This is a genomic window from Candidatus Effluviviaceae Genus V sp. (assembly GCA_014728125.1).
Taxonomy (GTDB): Bacteria; Joyebacterota; Joyebacteria; order Joyebacterales; family Joyebacteraceae; genus WJMD01.
Genome location: WJMD01000147.1, coordinates 1 through 18,737, shown reverse-complemented (window position 1 = coordinate 18,737; position 18,737 = coordinate 1). Strand labels below are relative to the sequence as shown.

General features: G+C 67.6%; 17 protein-coding genes. 8 read left to right on the top strand and 9 right to left on the bottom strand.

The window, feature by feature from the left end; genetic code table 11:
• The 5 genes from GF405_09130 (at position 1) to GF405_09110 (ending at position 7,528) form a co-directional block, all read left to right on the top strand.
• Complete coding sequence (locus tag GF405_09130) at positions 1-2,244, top strand: MFS transporter (GenBank protein MBD3368313.1); 2,244 nt, start codon at positions 1-3, stop codon at positions 2,242-2,244.
• On the top strand, positions 2,241-3,392 hold the full coding sequence (locus GF405_09125) for a glycosyltransferase (GenBank protein ID MBD3368312.1): 1,152 nt from the start codon (positions 2,241-2,243) through the stop codon (positions 3,390-3,392). Before GF405_09130 ends, GF405_09125 begins: the two co-directional genes overlap by 4 nt.
• A gap of 80 nt (positions 3,393-3,472) precedes the next feature.
• Complete coding sequence (locus GF405_09120) at positions 3,473-4,930, top strand: radical SAM protein (GenBank protein ID MBD3368311.1); 1,458 nt, start codon at positions 3,473-3,475, stop codon at positions 4,928-4,930.
• A 103-nt stretch (positions 4,931-5,033) separates the two neighbouring features.
• Positions 5,034-5,603, top strand: coding sequence for a helix-turn-helix domain-containing protein (locus tag GF405_09115; protein ID MBD3368310.1), 570 nt, complete (start codon positions 5,034-5,036; stop codon positions 5,601-5,603).
• Positions 5,567-7,528 (top strand): DUF3160 domain-containing protein, encoded by a 1,962-nt coding sequence (locus tag GF405_09110; protein ID MBD3368309.1) that lies wholly within the window; start codon positions 5,567-5,569, stop codon positions 7,526-7,528. The genes GF405_09115 and GF405_09110 overlap by 37 nt, the downstream gene beginning before the upstream one ends.
• Before the next feature lie 5 nt (positions 7,529-7,533).
• Here GF405_09110 and GF405_09105 read toward each other — a convergent pair whose 3' ends face one another.
• The 7 genes from GF405_09105 to GF405_09075 are packed head-to-tail and all read right to left on the bottom strand — an operon-like array spanning position 7,534 to position 14,361.
• The gene (locus GF405_09105; GenBank protein ID MBD3368308.1) at positions 7,534-8,778 is read right to left on the bottom strand and encodes an ABC transporter permease subunit; all 1,245 of its coding nucleotides are present in this window, start codon (positions 8,776-8,778) and stop codon (positions 7,534-7,536) included.
• 4 nt (positions 8,779-8,782) lie between these two features.
• Positions 8,783-9,970: an ABC transporter permease subunit gene (locus tag GF405_09100; GenBank protein MBD3368307.1), complete on the bottom strand. Its 1,188-nt coding sequence runs from the start codon at positions 9,968-9,970 to the stop codon at positions 8,783-8,785.
• A complete protein-coding gene (locus GF405_09095; GenBank protein ID MBD3368306.1) occupies positions 9,970-10,944 on the bottom strand; it encodes an ATP-binding cassette domain-containing protein in 975 nt (324 codons plus the stop codon). Before GF405_09095 ends, GF405_09100 begins: the two co-directional genes overlap by 1 nt.
• 29 nt (positions 10,945-10,973) lie before the next feature.
• Positions 10,974-12,119, bottom strand: coding sequence for an FAD-dependent oxidoreductase (locus tag GF405_09090; protein MBD3368305.1), 1,146 nt, complete (start codon positions 12,117-12,119; stop codon positions 10,974-10,976).
• Complete coding sequence (locus tag GF405_09085; GenBank protein MBD3368304.1) at positions 12,103-12,384, bottom strand: (2Fe-2S)-binding protein; 282 nt, start codon at positions 12,382-12,384, stop codon at positions 12,103-12,105. The genes GF405_09090 and GF405_09085 overlap by 17 nt, the downstream gene beginning before the upstream one ends.
• On the bottom strand, positions 12,381-12,878 hold the full coding sequence (locus tag GF405_09080) for a 4Fe-4S ferredoxin (GenBank protein ID MBD3368303.1): 498 nt from the start codon (positions 12,876-12,878) through the stop codon (positions 12,381-12,383). Before GF405_09080 ends, GF405_09085 begins: the two co-directional genes overlap by 4 nt.
• Positions 12,862-14,361, bottom strand: a complete 1,500-nt coding sequence (locus GF405_09075) for an FAD-dependent oxidoreductase (protein MBD3368302.1) — start codon at positions 14,359-14,361, stop codon at positions 12,862-12,864. Before GF405_09075 ends, GF405_09080 begins: the two co-directional genes overlap by 17 nt.
• Before the next feature lie 197 nt (positions 14,362-14,558).
• Here GF405_09075 and thiD point away from each other — a divergent pair, with 197 nt between their 5' ends.
• The 3 genes from thiD to GF405_09060 are packed head-to-tail and all read left to right on the top strand — an operon-like array spanning position 14,559 to position 17,028.
• Positions 14,559-15,389, top strand: a complete 831-nt coding sequence (gene thiD, locus GF405_09070; GenBank protein MBD3368301.1) for a bifunctional hydroxymethylpyrimidine kinase/phosphomethylpyrimidine kinase — start codon at positions 14,559-14,561, stop codon at positions 15,387-15,389.
• On the top strand, positions 15,386-16,321 hold the full coding sequence (locus GF405_09065) for a radical SAM protein (protein MBD3368300.1): 936 nt from the start codon (positions 15,386-15,388) through the stop codon (positions 16,319-16,321). The genes thiD and GF405_09065 overlap by 4 nt, the downstream gene beginning before the upstream one ends.
• On the top strand, positions 16,318-17,028 hold the full coding sequence (locus GF405_09060; GenBank protein ID MBD3368299.1) for an anaerobic ribonucleoside-triphosphate reductase activating protein: 711 nt from the start codon (positions 16,318-16,320) through the stop codon (positions 17,026-17,028). Before GF405_09065 ends, GF405_09060 begins: the two co-directional genes overlap by 4 nt.
• Before the next feature lie 22 nt (positions 17,029-17,050).
• Here GF405_09060 and GF405_09055 read toward each other — a convergent pair whose 3' ends face one another.
• Positions 17,051-17,776, bottom strand: coding sequence for a hypothetical protein (locus GF405_09055; GenBank protein MBD3368298.1), 726 nt, complete (start codon positions 17,774-17,776; stop codon positions 17,051-17,053).
• 17 nt (positions 17,777-17,793) lie between these two features.
• The coding region (locus tag GF405_09050; GenBank protein MBD3368297.1) for an NUDIX domain-containing protein at positions 17,794-18,737 on the bottom strand (944 nt) is incomplete at its 5' end.

The window sequence follows — 18,737 nt, the reverse complement described above, 5'->3', positions numbered from 1 at the left end:
GTGGCCGAAAGACGCGACCAACTGCGCGGTGGCTATCTGAGCGTGTTCAGGAACGGGAACTTCTCGCTCCTGTGGACGAGCTCGCTCTCTTCCCAGCTCGGCGACCACCTCAATCTGATGGCCCTGGCGGCGCTCATCTTTTCGATAACCGACGGGGCGATCCGCGGGTTCGAGTTCTCCAAGATCCTGCTCCTGGCCAGCGTCCCCGTGCTGATATTCAGTCCGATCGCGGGTGTCTACGCAGACCGGCACGACCGGAAGACGTTGATGATCTGGTCGGACCTCGTGCGGGCGGCCCTCGTTGCGGCGATACCGCTCGTCGCCACGACCATGACGCCGGTCTACGTCGTCGTCTTCCTGGTCTTCACGATCAACCGCTTCTACCTCTCCGCCAAGACGGCGGCGATCCCGCAGATCGTCACTGACGAAAAACTGATGCCCGCGAACGCCCTCCTGAACGTCGCCATGATGGCCTCGCTGATCCTCGGGCCGTGGGGCGGCGGTCTCCTGGTCGAGCGCTACGGCGCGGCCGTCGGCTTCTGGACCGACGCGGGCACGTACGCGCTGTCGGCCGGACTGGTGGGTTTTCTCACGCTGAGGAGCGTCGCCGAGGTGTCGGCGGAGCGCCGGGCACGAAAGGAGCGTGGGCCGCGGCGAGGACGCCGCGGGGCGGCCGCGCCTCCCCGGGACGTCCCGGAAGGGGAGCGTCTGGAACCTGCGCCCGCGACCGACGTCGACGTCGATGCCATACGTTCAGCGTACGGACGTCTGCTCGACGACCTCAGAGACGGTCTGAACGAGATGCGGGGGCGGAGGGAGGTCCTCTACTCGACGGCCTCGATGTCGGCGGTCATGTTCCTCGCCGGTCTCGTGCTGATCGTCTGTCCCGTCTTCGTTCGGAACGAGTTCGGCATGGGCGCCGCCGACCTCGGGATGCTCTATTCGGTCGGCGGCCTCGGTATGCTCCTCGGCTCGCTCCTCGTCGGCCGATATCTCTGTACCGTACCCCGGCGGGCCATCGTCTCGCTGAGTTTCCTCTTCGCCGGTGCCGCCGTTCTCGTGATGGCGTTCTCTGACTCGATCCAGATGCTCGGCGGGCTGGTCTTCGCAACGGGGTTCGTCGTCGCGCCGACGATGGTCGCGTGCGACACGATGATCCAGGAGGGCATGAAGGCGGGGTCGATCGGCAAGGCGTTCGGCATGCGGGAGATGGTGTCGAAGGCGGCATTCGGGATTGCGGGCATCCTCTCAGGGCTCATCGCGGACGCGTCGGGCCCGCGACAGGTGCTTGTCGGCGCGGGCATCGGGTGTCTCGCCTACTCGGCGATCTCGATCGTGCTGCTCGCCGACACGAGGCGGTTCAACGCCCTGAACGCCTATCCGCTCATGCGGGCCGGGTCCGCGCTGGCGTCCCAGCTCCCGCGCGGCGTCACCTATCCCATCGCGTCTTTTCTGGGGCTCGTCGGCTATGCGCTGCTGCCGCACCGGCGGCGGACGGCCAGACGGAACGCCGCCCGGGTGCTCGGGGTCGACGCCTCGAGCGACGAGGCCCGCCGCACGGCGCGGCGGATGTTCGTGAGCCACGGGCTCTACTGGGCCGACTTCTTCGCCCTGAACGGCAGGCTGGGACGCCGGCTGTCCGACGCAACGACGATCGACGGACTCGAACACCTGCAGGCGGCCGTGGACCGGGGACGCGGCGTCGTGTTCGCCACGGCGCACCTCGGAAGCTGGGACGTCGGCGGCACGGCCCTCGCGGGCGTCGAGTCCCTGGGGCCGCTCTCGGCCATCGTCGAGCCGGTCGTCACCGAGGAGTCCGAGGAGAAGATGAAGGAGATGCGGTCCAGGCGCGGTCTGAACGTCATCCCGCTCGGCCGTCCCCTCAAGCTTGGACGGGCGCTCCGGCGCGGTGAGACCGTGTTCTTCGTTGCCGACAGGACCATCGGGGGGGAGGGCATCGAGATCGAGTTCTTCTCTCGTCCCGCCGTCTTTCCCAAGGGCCCGGCGTACTGGGCGATCAAGAGCGGGGCCGCTGTCGTACCGGGCTTCTGCGTCCGGGACGGCGGGCGGTTCATATGCTATGTTGAACCCGCGATCGAGTTCGACGTGACCGGCGACGATGACGCGGACATGGAGCGTCTGACGCGGTCGATCGTGGCGGCCTTCGAGAAGTACATCGGACGGTATCCCTCGCAGTGGTGCATGCTGCAGCCGATCTGGCCGGAGGAAGAGGACAGCGCATGAGAGTCGGCATGGTCACGCCCACATATCAGCCGTACCGCGGGGGCGTGGGTGAGCACGTGCGGCACGTCGCCCACGAACTCGGAAAGCTCGGTCACGACGTGACCGTCGTGACGACGCGGTTCGGCGGTCGCTGCGACGTCGATGACGTCGAGGTCGTGAGGCTCGGACGCGCGGTCCTCGTTCCGGCGAACGGTTCGCTCTGCCCGGTCGCGGTCGGCCCCGCGATGCGGCGACGCGTGCGGGGCGTCTTCAGGCGCCGTCGGTTCGACGTCGTTCATGTTCACGAACCGTTCCTGCCTATGCTCTCCCTGGCCGCGGTCGCCGAGGCGCCGTGTCCCGTCGTCGCGACGTTCCACGCGAGCAACGAGTCCCCGCTGGGATACCGCGTGTTCCGCCGCCGGCTCGAGCCCTACGCTCAGAGGCTCTCGGAGCGGATCGCCGTGTCGCGTGCGGCGCTCGCCACCGTCGAGCCGTTCTTCGGCGGCAGCTACGAGATCGTGCCGAACGGTGTCGAGGTCGCCCGGTTCGCCGAGGCCGAGCCGTTCGACCGCGACCCCCGCGAGTTCCGGATCCTCTTCGTCGGACGCCTGGAGCAGCGAAAGGGTCTCGAGCATCTTCTGGCTGCGATGCCTCGGATCCTGGAGGACGTCCCCGAGGCCAGGCTGATCGTCGTCGGAGGCGGACCGCTGAGCGGGTACTACAGGTCGCGTGTTCCGGCGCGCGCGAGGTCACGCGTCGAGTTCACCGGCTTCGCGCCGCACGCCGACGTGCCCAGGCACTACCGTTCCGCCGACGTCTACTGCTCGCCGGCGACCGGCGGCGAGAGCTTCGGCATCGTGCTGCTCGAGGCCATGGCGGCGGGCGCGGCTGTTGTCGCGTCGGACATCCCTGGCTACCGGGACGTTGTGCACCACGGCGCGACCGGGCTTCTCGTCTCCCGCGAGTCTCCTGAGAGCATCGCCGCCGGAATCGTCCAGGTGGCCCGCTTCACTGAGCTCGCCGACCGGCTTCGCGCGAACGCGAGGCGCGAGGTCGAACAGTACGACTGGTCACGTGTCTCACGGCGGATACTCGGCGTCTACGAGCGCGCCGCAGGCGCCGGGAAACCGTCCGATCTCGCCGGAGCGCTGAACCCGGCCGTGTCGTAGCGTCCGTGCACGGCGTGCGGTCAATCGAGCGGACAACACTTGACATCCGGCCGGTTTGAGGGACAGACAACGCTTCTCAGATGCTGCCGGGTGCGGTATACTTCAGTGTCGCGAACCTGGGCTTTCTCACAGCCTGCCGCGGAGGCGATGAGGTGATGAGAACGAACCTGAGGACATTCACGAGGGCTCAGGCGGCGAAGACCCTCCTCTCCCTCGTGCCACACATGTCGGTCGATAACCTGATCAGGGCGTCCCGCTTCGCAGAGAAGCTGACGAGAGTCGAGCGCGACAGGGAGACGATCCGCCTGCTCCGGCAGATGTTCGAGCAGGGGCATCCCGCCGTCATGATGGCAAAGGAGGTTCTGGAACGTCTCTCTCCGAACTGCCGCAACAAGCTCATCGAGAACCTCTTCGTGAACGCGTTCCTGATCGGCACCGACCAGCGCGAGATCGAGATGCCGAAGAGCCATGGGTTCAGACCGCCCATGTTCGTCGTCATCAGCCCGACGATGCGCTGCAACCTCCGGTGCCCGGGCTGCTACGCCGGAGAGTACGAGCAGCATGAGGGGCTTTCGACGGAGGAGGTCGACCGGATCATCTCAGAGGTCAAGTCGATGGGGACCTATTTCGTCACGATGAGCGGGGGCGAGATCTTCTGCCGTCCGGACATGTTCGATATCTGGCAGGAGCACAGCGACGTCTACTTCCAGCTCTACACGAACGGCACGATGATCGACGAGAAGACCGCGGCCCGGCTCGAGGAGTGCGGGAACGTCGCGCCGATGATCAGCCTTGAGGGCTTCAGGGAGAGGACCGATGCGCGGCGAGGCGAGGGTACCTTCGACCGCGTCATGCAGGCGATGGACAACCTGCGCGAGGCCGGCGTGATGTTCGGAACCTCGTTCACTGAGACGCGGGAGAACATGGAGGAGATCGCCGGCGACGAGATGATCGACCTTCTCATCGAGAAGGGCGCGATGGTCGCGTGGTACTTCCAGTACATCCCGATCGGCAGAGAGCCCCACGTCGAGCTGATGCCGACACCGGAGCAGCGCGACTGGCTCAGAAGGCGGGTGCTCGAGCTCCGGGAGTCCAAGGCGATCTTCATCGGCGACTTCTGGAACGACGGCTACTATGTCGAGGGGTGCATCGCTGGGGGGCGCGAGTACGTCCACATCAACGCCAACGGAGACGTCGAGCCGTGCGTCTTCTGCCACTTCGCGGTCGACAACATCCGGGACAGCTCGATCAGGGAGGCGCTGAACTCGGATTTCATGAAGGCCATCCGGAGGCGTCAGCCGTACCGCGATAACTACCTGACGCCCTGCATGCTCATCGACGAGCCGACGGTCCTGCGGGACTGCGTCGCGAAGTGCCACGCGCACCCGACCCACGAGGGTGCGGAGACCCTGATCACCGATCTCAAGGCGGAGATCGACGGATACGCCAGGAGCTACCGGGCGATCGCGGACGAGGCGTGGGAAAAGGAGTACGCGGAGAAGAACAAGCGGCGCGTCAAATCGGCCCGATATTCCTGACATCTTTCACTGAAAGCCTGACGGGCTGAGCCTGACATTCGCCGCCCGAGTCGGCGGATCCGACGAAGGAAGCGCGGTGAGCGGACCGGGAGGGGTGGTGATCATGCTCGACAAGGCTGAGTTGGGCAAGCGTGTCAAAGTGGAGCGGCTCTCGAAGGGGATGACGCTCAAGCAGGTCGCCGAGGCGGCGGGGATGTCCCCAACGCACATCTCGGAGATCGAGAGAGGACGGACTTCGCCGACGGTCGGCGCGCTCCTGAGGATCGCACACGCCCTCGGGAGATCGGCGACCTTCTTCGTTGAAGAGGAACGTCTCCCGACCGTCTCGATCGTACGGGGGCACGAGCGCGTGCATCAGTCACAGACCGAGTCCGGGCGCGAGCTTGCGGCCTTCGACTATCTGACGAAGGGAATTCCCGCGGGGCGACTCAGAGTGGCCCGCATCTCGAGCCTGTCGGAGGAGGGGATGGACATCCCGCCTCGCGAGGGGGAGGAGATCCTGCTCGTCAACTCGGGCCGCGTCCGTGTGACGGTCGACGCCGAAACCTACGATCTCTCCGCCGGCGACGCCGTTCAGTTCAAGTCGGACCAGCCTCATCACATCGAGCGTGTCGGGGAGGAGGAACCGGACATCCTATGGATCACGGCAGCCGAGGGACTCATCTCACCGTGACCCCGAGCGCGCTCCGGCGCCTGTTTCTCGCTTCGCTCATCCCGCTGCTCGTTCTCGTCCCGCCGGTGAGGACGGGCGCCGCACCGGTCTCGGGTCTTACCGAGGCGGAGACGGCGGTCCTCGAGTCGCGCGGCTACGTCGTCGTTGCCGGCGACATGGATGACTTCGCCTCGGCCTACGCGCGAATCACCGAGCTCGATCTTCCGTCCTTCATCACGGCGGACTCCGTTCTCTGGCTGTCCGACAGTCTGTTCGACGACGTGCAGCGCACCGTCGAAGAGGAGTTCCTCGCCGAGCGGCTGACCGAGCTCAGCGAGGAGATGGTGCGTCTGACCGAGGAGCAGTATCTGCTTGCGACCGACCCGATCGTCAAGGAGGCCGCGCGGCTCAATCTGGCCTACTTCTCGGTCGGACTGAGTCTCCTCGACCCCGACTTCTTCCCGTCCGAGTTCGTGCGATCGCTCGTCGAGCGCGAGCTCGCTCTCATCGAGGAGGCGCGCGCCACGGCGCTGTCGCCGATCATGGGAGCGACGCCGCTCGACGGAGTGCTCGGCCCGGGCGAGGACTACTCGGCGTACGAGCCCGTCGGACACTACAACGCAAGCGATCGGATGCGCGGGTTCTATCGCGCCCTCACCTGGTACAGCCGGATGGCGTTCGCTCTGCCGGAGGGCCGCGTCGAGGACTACACGCTGACGCGGCAGGCGCTCCTGCTCGTGCGCGCCCTGAGCGGCGAGGGCGGCATCTGGTATGAGACCTGGGAGCAGGCGCACGAGACCCTCGAGTTCTTCCACGGTGACTCGGGCGATCCGACGGTGGGCGACTACCTGGAGATGGCCGAGGAGGTGTACGGGGAGGAGTACGAACTCGCGGCCGTCGCGGGTGAGACGCTCCTCATGGAGTTCGTCTCCCGCGTGTCGGAGACGGCGCCGCCGCACTTCGAGACGCACGAGCTTCGCGGTCTGAGATTCCTGCCGCGACCCTACTACCCGGACATCACGTATTTCGACCGCCTCTGCGCCGAGCGCAGGGAGCCCTCGACGGTCGACATTATCGCGCTCCTCGGTTCTCACAGGGCGCGGCAGATCCTCGAGGACCGCGATGCCTTCGGCAGCGAGACCTACCGCCAGGCCTACGAGGAGATCGAGCTCTCGGTCGAGACGATGTCGTACGCGGACTGGATGGACGACCTGTACTGGAGCTGGCTCTACGCCGTCTCGGCTGTCGCGCGGGCGCCGTCGGCTGCGGTTCCGCCCTTCATGGCCGAGCCGGGATGGCGCTCGAAGAGCCTGACCACGTCCGCGGCAGCCTGGGCTCTGACGCGCCGCGTTCCCGACGGCGCCCTCCTGATGCCCCTGTCGGGCCGCGAGGCGCCGGGTCTCGACGTCGAGCCGCCCTTCATAGAGCCCGTCCCAGAGCTCTACTCCAGACTCAAGGACCTCGGTCAGCACATCAGGGACAGGCTGTGGGAGGACTACCTTCTTGACGACGATCTGGACGATCGACTGGCCGATTACTGTGTTCTGATGACCTCGCTCGAGCGGATTTCGCGCTCGGTCCTCGCCGGGGGAGGGATGCAGGGCGCCGGCAGAGGGCTCGGTGACCACGCCGGCTGGATCAGGATGCTGACCGGCGGGGCGCCGTCGGGAGCCAGGGGCGCCGGGGAGCTTCCGGCGTTCACAGCGATACCGTACTCGCCCGGCGCGGAGGGACCCGACCTGCGTGTCGGGCTGGGACGGCCCGACGTCGTCTACATCCGCGTGATCGAGGGGGGCGAGCCGGTCGTCTACGCAGGCGCTGTCTTCTCGTTCTACGAGCTGTCACCGAACGACCCGCCCACCTCGAGGACGTCCGACTGGACGGACCTCATTCTCGACGGCCGCGTGGAGCGGCCCGAGTGGACCTCCGACTATCTGCGGGAGTAGCGCGCCTACTCCGGACGGAATGAGAGCGCCGCGGCGATCGTGAAGAGCGCCGCGAAGCCTGCGAGGACCGCCGCGTCGGTCGACACGTCGGCGAACCCGTAGCCCCTTCCCACCATGTCGTGGAGAGCGTCCATGGCCCAGCCCGTCGGGACGACGTGGCCGACGATCTGGTATGCACGGGGTGTGATCTCGAGGGGCCACCAGAGACCTCCGAGGGCGCACATGGAGAGCGCGAGCAGGAGAGAGAGACTCTCGGCCTGTCTCGAGTTCCTGGCCCAGGAGCCGATGAGCACCGAGAGCCCGGCCACGGCAGCCACGAACGTCCCACCGACGAGTGCGAGGCCCGCCGGCGTGTCGCCCCAGTCGACACCGAAGGCGAACCTGCCGAGAGCGATCAGAAAGACCAGCTGACCCGCACCGATCAGCATGCGGAACAGGAGATTGGCGATGATGATCTCCGACCTCAGGGCCGGCGTCGTGAAGAGCCGTCTGAGCGTGCGCTCCCTCCGCTCCTCGACGAGCATCGTCGACATCATGAGGCCGTTCAGCAGGATGAACATGAGCGCCATCGCCGGGCTCGAGTGAGCGAACCCCGTGGCGGGAACGTCGTCCGATCGACCCTCGCGCCCCAGAGTCTCCGCAGTGACCGTCATCGGCGCGGGGTCCCATGAGCGGTCGGCATGGGCCCTGGCGCTCTCCGCGAGAGCCGATCGAAGCTCCGGGGAGGGATCGCCGCGGAGTTCCACCCTCGCGTCGACGGCCAGGGCGCCGGCCATCTCTGAGACGTTCATCCGCGAGACGATCCGGTCGACGGCCTCCCTCGTCTTGTGAGGATTGAGTCTCTCCGGGTTCCTCACGAACTCGAGCGTCGCCGTGCTTCCCGAGGCGAGCGAGTCGGAGAAGCCGGCCGGCACGATGAGCGCCGACGAGCGCTCACCGTCGGCGACCAGCGAGCGGACGCGCTCGATGTCGTCGCCGTCTCCGACGGGGGCCTCGCGCATGACGCCGATCGACCCGTCGGCCTCGATGGCGTCGATGAGCTCGGCGCCCCGGGGGCCGCCGTCGAGATTGAGAACGGTCACCAGATAGGTGACCTCTTCCGGCGAGACGTCGTCGCCTCCGCCGCCGCGGAACGCGATACCCATGAAAAAGGTGAACGCCACCGGCATGACAAGCAGCCACACGAGGGCGGCCCGGTCGGCGGCGACGAGTCTGAGGTTGTGGACCACGAGTCCGGCGATCCGACGCACCGGGTCACCTCCTGGACAAGAGCCCGACGGACAGGCCGAACAGAACGGATGAGATGGCCAGGATGATCACGATCTCCTGCCAGATCCCGGCGAGCCCGGCGTCATGGAAGATGAGCGTTCTGAAGCCGGACTGCGCCCAGTAGTTGAACGTGAACCGCGCGATCCTCCTGAGGAACTCCGGCGCCTGCTCGACGGGCCACATGCTGCCGCCCACGAGCGACATGACGAGGATCACCGTCGTGCCGACCTGATCCGTCTGACGGCCCGTCCTCGCGACCGAGGCGATGAAGACCGCGACCGAGGTCGCTCCGGCGGCCGTGACGAGGACCATGAGGAACACGGCAACCGGGTCGCTTCCCCAGTCGACACCGAACAGAAGACGCGTCAGGACGACCAGTACCAGAAGCTGGACGGCGGCGAAGACGAACGAACCGAGGAGCTTCCCACCGATGAGAGACGAACGTGTGAGGGGCGTGGTGAGGAGCCTCCAGTAGGTTCCCGCCTCTCGTTCCTCGTGGATTGTCTTGGCGCTTCCCAGAAGCGTGAAGAGCAGAAAGACGACGGCGAACGACGGGGCGAAGTAGGCGTGAGCGTCGATGTCTCTCGTCGTCTGATCGACGTCGTCGATGACGATCGGCTGTTCCTCCCACGTCTCGGCCATGTGCTGGAAGACGTAGCCCCAGAGCTCGAACTCCTCGGAGTCGGAGAGGGGCCGTTCGCCGTCGAGAGCCTGATAGACGGACCTGGCGAGTACCGTCCCGGCCGAGACGTAGGTGGCCGTTCTCCTGGCCAGCGCTTCGCCGATGCCGGCCTTGACCATGCTGACCGGGTCCTTGAGAACGCGAAGCTCGACGTTCTCACCGTCGCGGAACGACTCGAACAGGCTGTCGGGGAGGACGACCGCCGCCGAGAGGTCGCCCTTCGCGACCGCGCTCCTTGCCTCGTTGGAGGGAAGTACCTCGGCCTCGAAGATGTCGATGCGTGACAGGAGCGCCGCCGCCATCCCGGCGACCAGATCCCCGTCCTCACGTTCGACGACGGCGAGCCGGACCGTCGAGATGCCGCTGTCGCTCGAGAAGGCGAACCCGATGATGCCGATGAGCACGATGGGAAGGAGGATGGCCAGCACCAGCGCGTTCCTGTCCCTGACACGGATCCGGATGTCCTTGAGGGCTACCGTGAGGGCCTTCATCAGGACGCGCCTTTCCCTTCGCTCTCCTGTCCGGCACCGAGCGATCGGCCGGTCAGGTGCAGGAAGACGCTCTCCAGGTTCGGGGCGTCGACCTCGACCGACCTGATCGCGACGCCCGACTCCGTCAGGCGCTCGACCAGGGTCGGCAGGAGTCGGGAGCCGGACTCGGCGTTGATCTTCGCGACGCGATCATCGACCGACGTTTCGAGAACGCCCGGCAGCTCATCGAGCGCTGCCAGGCGCGCGGCATCGATCCCGTCGGCCTCGACGGTGATCGTGTCGGTCGCTCCGATCTGCGCGACGAGCTCGCGCTGCGTCCCGATGGCGATCAGCTTCCCGCCGTCGACGATACCGACGCGGTCACACAGGAACTCGGCCTCCTCCAGATAGTGCGTCGTGTAGAGGATGGTCAGTCCCTGGTCGTTGAGGTCCCTGGCGAGGTCCAGCAGGCTCCTGCGTGTCTGCGGGTCGATGCCCACGGTGGGCTCGTCGAGGAAGAGGACCTCCGGGTCGTGCAGAAGGCCGACCGCGATGTTGATCCGCCGTTTCATCCCTCCCGAGAACGTATCGATCCGCGTGTCGGCCCTTTCGCTGAGGCCGACGACATCGATGAGCTCACCGGCCCTCCGCGAGAGCGCGTCACCGGACAACCCGTACATGCGCCCCCAGAAGAGCAGGTTCTCCCGAGCCGAGAGCGTCTGGTAGAGGGCGATCTCCTGGGGGACGACCCCGATGCGCGACCTGACCTCGATCGAGTCCCGGGTCACGTCGTGGCCGGCCACGTGCGCCGTTCCGGTGGTCGGCGGGACCAGACAGGACAGAATCGAGATGATCGTGGTTTTTCCTGCGCCGTTCGGACCGAGAAGCCCGAAGATCTCGCCGCGCCCAACGGCGAAGGAGACGTTGTCGACGGCCCTGATGCGGCCGTAGTCCTTCACGAGACCGTCGACCTGGACAATGGGTCGGCTTTCCATGCGACGCTCCGGTCGTGTGGCGAATCCGGTCAGACGACTGAACGCTCTCCGGCTGTTGCTCCGTCGGCGAAGCGGCGGAGGTTCAGACGGTCGATGTCGAGGTCGGGACGCTCGCCCGTGATGAGCTGGGCGAGAAGCGATGAGACCTTTGGGGCGATCATGAAGCCGTGCCCGCTGAAACCACAGGCCTGGATGAACCCGTCGACCTCGGGCACGTGCCCGAGGATCGGCTGTCCGTCGGGGGTCGCATCGTAGAGACCGGCCCACTGGCGGACGATCTTGACCGACGCGAGCCTCGGCATGAGGCGGCCGAGCTTCCGGCTCATGGTCGTCAGGAAGTCGAGGCTCGAGGTCTGGTTGAAGCCCGGCTGCTCGTCGGGGTCGGCGAATCCGCCGATGACGGCACCGTGCCTGGTCTGCCGGAAGTAGATGCCGAAGCTGAACGAGATGACCATCGGATCGAGGAAGCGCTCGACCGGCTCAGTGACGAGGATCTCCCGGCGCCAGGGGGTGATGGGCAGTTCGATACCGGCGGTCCTGGCGAGGAGCAGCGAGTGGCTGCCCGCCGCGTTGACGACGACCGGCGCGCTGACGGTGCCGCGCTCGGTCTCGACACCGGTGACACGCCCGCCCTCGACGAGCACGCGGCCGACCGGGGTGAAGAGCTCGAACTCGACCCCGAGCCTGCGGGCGGCATCTGCGTAGGCCTGGGTGGTGAGGAACGGGTTTGCGCTTCCGTCCGACGAGCAGTAGGTGGCCAGTCGCACGCCGCGCGTGTCGAGGCCGGGGGCGGCCCGGTCCCGTATCTCCGTCGGCGTCAGGACCTCGACGTCGAGACCCAGTCCGCGCTGGAGTTCGACGTTCGCCTCGAACTGACGGACGTCGTCGTCCGTATAGCCGAGGACCAGATAGCCCCCCTGGAGGAACTCGATGTCGCGGTCGAGCTCGTCCTCGAGCCCCTTCCAAAGCGCCATGCTCTCGATCGCCAGACGGGCGTTCGGCTCGGTGCTCCACTGCTGACGGATGCCCCCGCCGCAGCGGCCGGTCGCCCCGCTCGAGAGATAGCTCGCCTCGAGCACGACACAGTTCGTCATGCCGCGCTTCGCGAGGTAGTAGGCGAGGGAGGAGCCGACGACGCCCCCTCCTATGATGACGCAGTCAGCGGTTCTCCTCATCGCTCCGGCCTGCCAGCACGCCGATCTCGATGGGACGCGCGGGAGGTCTCACGGCCGGCCGGCCGATCTCCTCGATCGTTCGCCCCGTCTCCTCGGCGATGATCCTCGTGATGAGACGCGTGCATGTCCGGCCCTGACAGGGCCCCATGCCGCATCGCAGAATGCGTTTGATCTCCTCGGTCGTCGTCAGTCCCGAGCGGACCGCCTCCACGATCTGCCCGTACGTCACGTCCTCGCATCGGCAGATGACGACGTCGTCCTTCATGGCGTCTCTCTCCTCACGAAGTGGCGGACGTCCATCGCCTGGCTCTTCGGCACCTCGAGGGACACGATCGGCGTGCGGTCGAGCGCCTTCGCGTCGAGAACGCGGAGCACCTTCGCCTCTCCGATCACCTCGCCCGCCCGGTCGAGCGTCGTGACGGTCTCTCCCTTGTCCGGAAGCGGGCGGAACTCGTAGGGGAGCATGACCGTGGCGTCCTCACCCTCGCGGCTCATGTCGACCACGAAGATGGCCAGCCCCGGACACGCACTGATGCAGATGCCGCAGCCGTCGCACAGCGCGTGGTCGACGGCCGGCGAATCGTTCAGATCGCCCTCGATCGAGATCGCGCCCTTCGAGCAGGCCGCGACGCACGGATTGCAGGGGATGCGCTCGACGCACTCGACCATCACGACCGGTCCCTGCTTCAGACGCTCGTCCGACGGCCGGACCGCCCGCAGGTTCTTCTCATCGAGGATGCCGTCACGCCTGTGACTCATCTGTTCCTTCCCGGTTCTTCAGCGCGAACATCCGTTCCTTGCCGTAGCGCGGCTGGCGTCCGAAAGGACCGGCGCGGAGCGCAGCAAGGCCCGCGGCCGCCTCGCTGACGAGCGCGTCGATCTTCGCCGGATCGCCCGCACCGAGACGCTTCGCAGCGGCGAGGCCCGCGAGGCGCCCCTCGAGCATCGCGGTCGAGGCCTCCTCGATTCCCGAGGCGTCGCCAGCGATGTAGAGACCCGGGATCGATGTCTCGAGGTCCGGACCGTGAACGGCGACGCGTCCGCCGAGCTCTCGGACGTGGGCCTCCCTCGTTCCGGCCTGGAACGCGAGCTCAACGTTCGGGGTCAGCCCGACGGCGAGACAGATGGTGTCGACATCGAGCCTGCGCTCCGTACCGTCGACAGGCCGCCACGACTCGTCGACCTCGACGACCTTGGCGCCCGTCACCGTCGTCTCGCCCTCGGCGCGCACGATCGTGTGCGACGTCAGAATGGGGACTCCGGCCCGCCTGATCTTCGCGGCGTGGACGTGGTAGCCTCCGACCTCCGGCATCCCCTCGATGACGGCGGCGACCTCGACCCCGGCCTGCAGGAGCTGGTAGCTGACGATGAGACCGATGTTGCCGGCGCCGACCATCAGCACCCGGTCGCCCGGTACGACGCCGTGGACGTTCATGAGCGTCTGGACCGCGCCCGCACCGTAGACGCCGGGGAGGTCGCTGTTCTCAAAGGCGAGCATGTTCTCCGACGCCCCGGTCGCCACGATGATCGTCTCGGGGGAGAGACGGCGATGCCTTCCCTCGACGAGCAGCGAAAGCGTCAGGTCGTTGTAGAGGCCGAGGGCTGTCGTGCCCAGCATGAGCTCGACCGGCAGTTCCTCGAGCTCCGAAAGGAGCTTCGGACCGATGTCGACCCCGCGGACCCGGGCGTGATGTTCGCGCGAGCCGAAGAACATGTGGGTCTGCTTGATGAGCTGTCCGCCGGCCGTCTGGTTCTCGTCGATCACGACCGACCTCACCCCCAGTCGGCCGGCTGCGATGGCCGCCGAGAGCCCGGCCGGACCGCCGCCGACGACGGCGAGCGGTACGTCTCCAAGGCTCTCGCCCGGAGCCTCGCCCCACGCCACGATCGGGACCCCGTCGGCATCGGCCGGGGCGTCGCCGCCCGGGTGTCCTCCGTCCGGAACGGTCCCCTTCGTTCTCTGGGTCTCGACCCGCATGCCCTCCTCGAGCGGCGTGATGCAGGTCATGACGTTCGGCACGCCGTTCACCGTCATGAGGCAGGAGGAGCAGCGGCCGATGGCGCAGAAGAAGCCGCGCGGACGCCCGAGCCGGATGCTCTCCCGGAGGACGCGCACGCCGGCCGCGTGGAGGGCCGCCGCGATCGTCTCTCCCTCGCAACCGCGAAGACGGCGGCCGTCGAACTCGAACTCGATCTCGCGGCCGCGCTCGAATGTGAGAATGGGATGACGGTCGATGCGCACGAAGCGACTCCGCACGGAACGCGCGCGGGAACGACGAATCCGTTGCCACCCGCGCGACTGGGGTCTACAATGAGGGTCGGAGCAAGGCCGCCTCGACCCCGGGACGACCCTCAATTCTGAAGAGCTTACCACCCACGCGCCGCGCCGGGCAACCCGAAACGCCCCGGCGCGATCGCCCTGTCCGGGAGATCTCTGGTATGGGAGACCGCGACCGACCCGCCGGCCTGACGATCGCTGGATCGGACTCCTGCGGGGGCGCCGGCATCCAGGCCGACCTCAAGACGATGCTCGCGCTCGACGTGCACGGCACGAGTGCGCTGACCGCCGTGACGGCGCAGAGCACCGGCGGCGTGCGCATGAGCGCGACGCTCGCTCCGGAGATGGTCGCGTCGCAGATCGACGCCGTCCTGGAGGACGTGAGGCCGGCGTCCACCAAGACCGGCATGCTGGCGTCGAGCGCCGTCATGGAGGCGGTCGCCGAGCGCGTCGCCTCGCACGCGCTGGAGAACCTGGTCGTCGATCCCGTGATGGTGGCGACCTCCGGCAGTCTGCTCATTGAGGAGGACGCGGTCGCGACCATGCGGGACACGATCGTCCCGATGGCCACGCTCGTCACACCGAACATCCCGGAGCTCGAAACCCTCACGGGACTGACCGTCGTCACAGAGAAGGACATCGAGAGGGCGGCAGCACGACTCCTTGGGTCGGGGGCCCGGAACGTTCTCGTCAAGGGGGGACATCGCGACGGCCCCGCCGTCGACATTCTCCATACGGAGCGGGGCGCCGTCAGGTACGCTTCGGAGCGGATCGGTGTGGGCACCCTCCACGGCACCGGGTGCACGGCGTCGGCCGCCGTGGTGTCGTATCTCGCCAGGGGGTTCGACCTCGAGGACGCCGTCGGTCGCGCCAAGCGCTTCGTGACCGAGGCCATACGGGGCGCGTTCGCCGTCGGGGGTGGCGGGTCGCTGCTCGACCACGCCGGAGCCGGGCGGACCGCGCGTCGTTCGGAGGGGAGGGAGCCCGCATGAAGCACGTCTTCGGACCGGTGCCGTCCCGTCGTCTGGGATACTCGCTCGGGCTCGACGCCATCCCGGCCAAGGTCTGCACCATGGACTGCGTTTACTGCGAGCTGGGACCGACGACCGACCGGACCGTCTGCAGGAAGGAGTGGGTCGACGTCGACGCGATCCTCAGGGATCTCGAGGCGCGGATCGCCGACGGCGTCAGGGTCGACACGGTCACGCTGTCGGGCTCGGGCGAGCCGACCCTGAACGACCATCTGGGAGAGCTCATAGACGGGGCCCGGAGGCTCTCCGACCGTCCCGTCGCGGTCCTGACGAACTCGAGCCTCATGACGGACGACGCCGTGTGCAGCGCACTCATGCGCGCCGACATCGTCGCACCGTCGCTCGACGCCGTGACACCTCAGCTGTTCGAGCGCATCAACCGGCCTCATCCGTCGCTCGACGTCGCCGCCATAGAACGGGGCGTCCGCGAGTTCACGGCCGCCTTCGCGGGGCAGGTCCTGCTCGAGATCGTCTTCGTCAGAGGGATGAACGACGCGCCCTCCGAGGTCGAGAGGCTGGCGGAGAGTGTCGCCTCGATCGACCCCGACGTCGTCCACGTCAACACGGTCGTGAGGCCCCCTGCCGTCGAGGGTATCGAGGGGCTGACGGCCGGCGAGCTCGACCGTGTCGCCGGACATCTGGGTCCTCGAGCGGAGGTGATCGCCCGGCCCAGGCTGGGAACCCAGAGCGCCTCGGGGGAGACGGTCGACGCGCTCGTGGAGATGGCGTCGAGGCGACCCGTCACGATGGAGGACATCGTGTCGGCGCTCGGCGTGTCGAGACCCGAGGCGGCCAAGATCGTGGGTGATCTGATCGACCGCGGGCTCTTAGAGCTTGTCCGTCACGACGAAAAGCGTTACTATTGCTCCAGACCGGAGAGGGGGCGCCAGTGAAATTCGCGATCAAGGGGTTCGATCAGATGTCCCTCGTGGACTGGGACGGTATGGTCGCGACCACCTTGTATGTCTCCGGCTGCAACTTCCGATGCCCCTACTGCCACAACTCCGGTCTGGTGCTCTTCCCCGACGAGTTCACCACCATCCCCCTGGATGACGTGCTCGACTACGTCAACGAGCACAACGACTTCCTGGACGGTGTCGTCATCACGGGCGGCGAGCCGCTGATGCACGGCGACATCGGTGAGCTGGCCTACCTGATCCACGAGGCCGGTGTCGACGTCAAGATCGACACGAACGGCTCGTTCCCCGAGCACCTCGAACGTCTGATCGAGGACGAGCTCGTCGACTACGTAGCCATGGACGTGAAGGCCCCGCTCGACTTCGACTCCTACACCAGGAGCGCAGGTATCGCCGACCGGCGGGCCCTCGAGCGCGTGCGCGACTGCGTCGATCTCCTGCTGGAGGGACGGGTCGACTACGAGTTCAGGACGACCGTCGTTCCGGCCCTGCACAGGGCCAGCGACCTCGAGCTCATCGCGGAGCAGATCAAGGGGGCGAGGAAGTTCGTCATCCAGAACTTCATCGCCCGGGACCCTATCGACCCGGAGTTCGAGGAGGAGACCTCCTATAACGAGGAGCGTCTCGACGAGTTCAAGGAGCTCTTCAGGAAGTCGGTCGACGAGTGTCTCGTCCGAGGCTGAGCACGACGTCGACCACCTGCCGCTAGCGACGCCCGCCCGTCTTTCTGCGACGACCCACGTTGATGCGACGCCCGTACTTCCTCGGTCCGGGCAGCAGCGTCTTGCGTGAGTACATCCTGTCTCTGATGTCCTTCACCTTGCCTTCCGGCCCGGAGCCGTTCTCGACTCTCGACGACCCTCTCAGAAGAAGGGCCGCTCCGTAGAGCGACGCGGCGACGAGCGGGGCCTGGCCCCACTGGCCGAGCGCGAGTCCCCACAGGCCGAAGATCAGCCCGGCGGCGACGTGAGCCCAGTGTGCCCACGGCCGCACGCGGGGCGACGAGACGTTCAGGACCGAGAGCGCCGCCAGGGTCGTCGGCGGAACCAGGACGCCGAGGGGAGCGAACAGCAGGAGCGGCAGGTCGATCCCGTAACCGGGGTAGACGAGAGCGTAGATGAAGGTCGCGAGCGAGACTGCGACGCGGACCTTCGGCGCGCCGGTGAACGAGAGGTCGGAGCGGGGACGGACCGCCTCGAGGACCCAGACGGACGCGAGGACGACCGCGGCGACTCCCATGATCCGGGTATCCGTCGAGCGGAGGAGCAGCCACGCCGAGGTCGCGAACGCGGCCGCGCAGAGGATGGACGGCGCCCGGCCCAGGTCGCGGCGCAGCCAAAGGAAAATGGCGCCGAGGATGAAGAGGAGGTGGTGGAGGGCGGCGAAGGCGGCGCCGTCGGCTGCGACGGCGAGCAGTGCTGCCTCGTCCATGCTCTCTCCCTTCTCTCTCAGCGCCCCCTCGCATAGCGCGCGAGAGCGTCCCTGTGTGTCCGGAAGGCGATGTCGTCCGGGAGACTGTCCAGCGGGAAGTAGCGGGCCTCCGAGGCGTCGTCGCCCGGCCGGAGGCGGCCGCCGACCACCCGTCCGGTGAATGCGATGCTGACGACCGGCGTTCTGGGGTCCTCTCGGGACGCCCAGGTATCGAAGACCCCTGTGATCTCGATGTCGAGGCCGGTCTCCTCCCGAACCTCGCGGGCCGCGCTTCCGGCCGGATCCTCGCCGGGCTCGACGAAGCCGGCCGGCAGGCACCACGCTCCCTCACCGGGCGGATAGCGGCGCCTGACGAGGAGAACCTCGCCGCCTCGCTCGATGATCGTGCAGGTGACCGGCGCGGGGGGGAGGTAGAGCACGTATCCGCACGCCGCGCACCTCAGCCGAACGCTGTCGCGCACTCTTCGTGCCCTCAAGCCCCCGGCGCAGCGCGGGCAGTGCCGGAGCCCCTCGTAGTTCACCTGCTCGTCGAGAACGCCCGCACCCCCGGCGCCGGCCGCGAGGCCCGTCGCCATCATAGTGACGAGGTCGCCGAGCGCTGCACGGGGTCCGTCGGCCGCGCAGACGGCGGACACGACGGCGGCGAACTCCGCACCCGCCGCGAACACCTCCCGCAGGCTGCCGACACCGATGCCGCCGATGGCGACGATGGGTGGACGCTCCCTCATGCAGGAGAGCTCCCGGACTCCTCCGAGCCCGAGCGGCTCCCGGCCTGTCTCCTTCGTGGCCGTGGGGAACACCGGCCCCGAGCCGACGTAGTCGGCACCCGATGCACTCGCCCTCCGGAGTTCCTCCGGGCTGGCGGCCGAGAGTCCGACGATGGCGTCGCCGACCAGTTCCCGTGCCTCGTCGATCGGCACGTCGATACGTCCGAGATGGACACCGTCGGCGCCCGACCCGG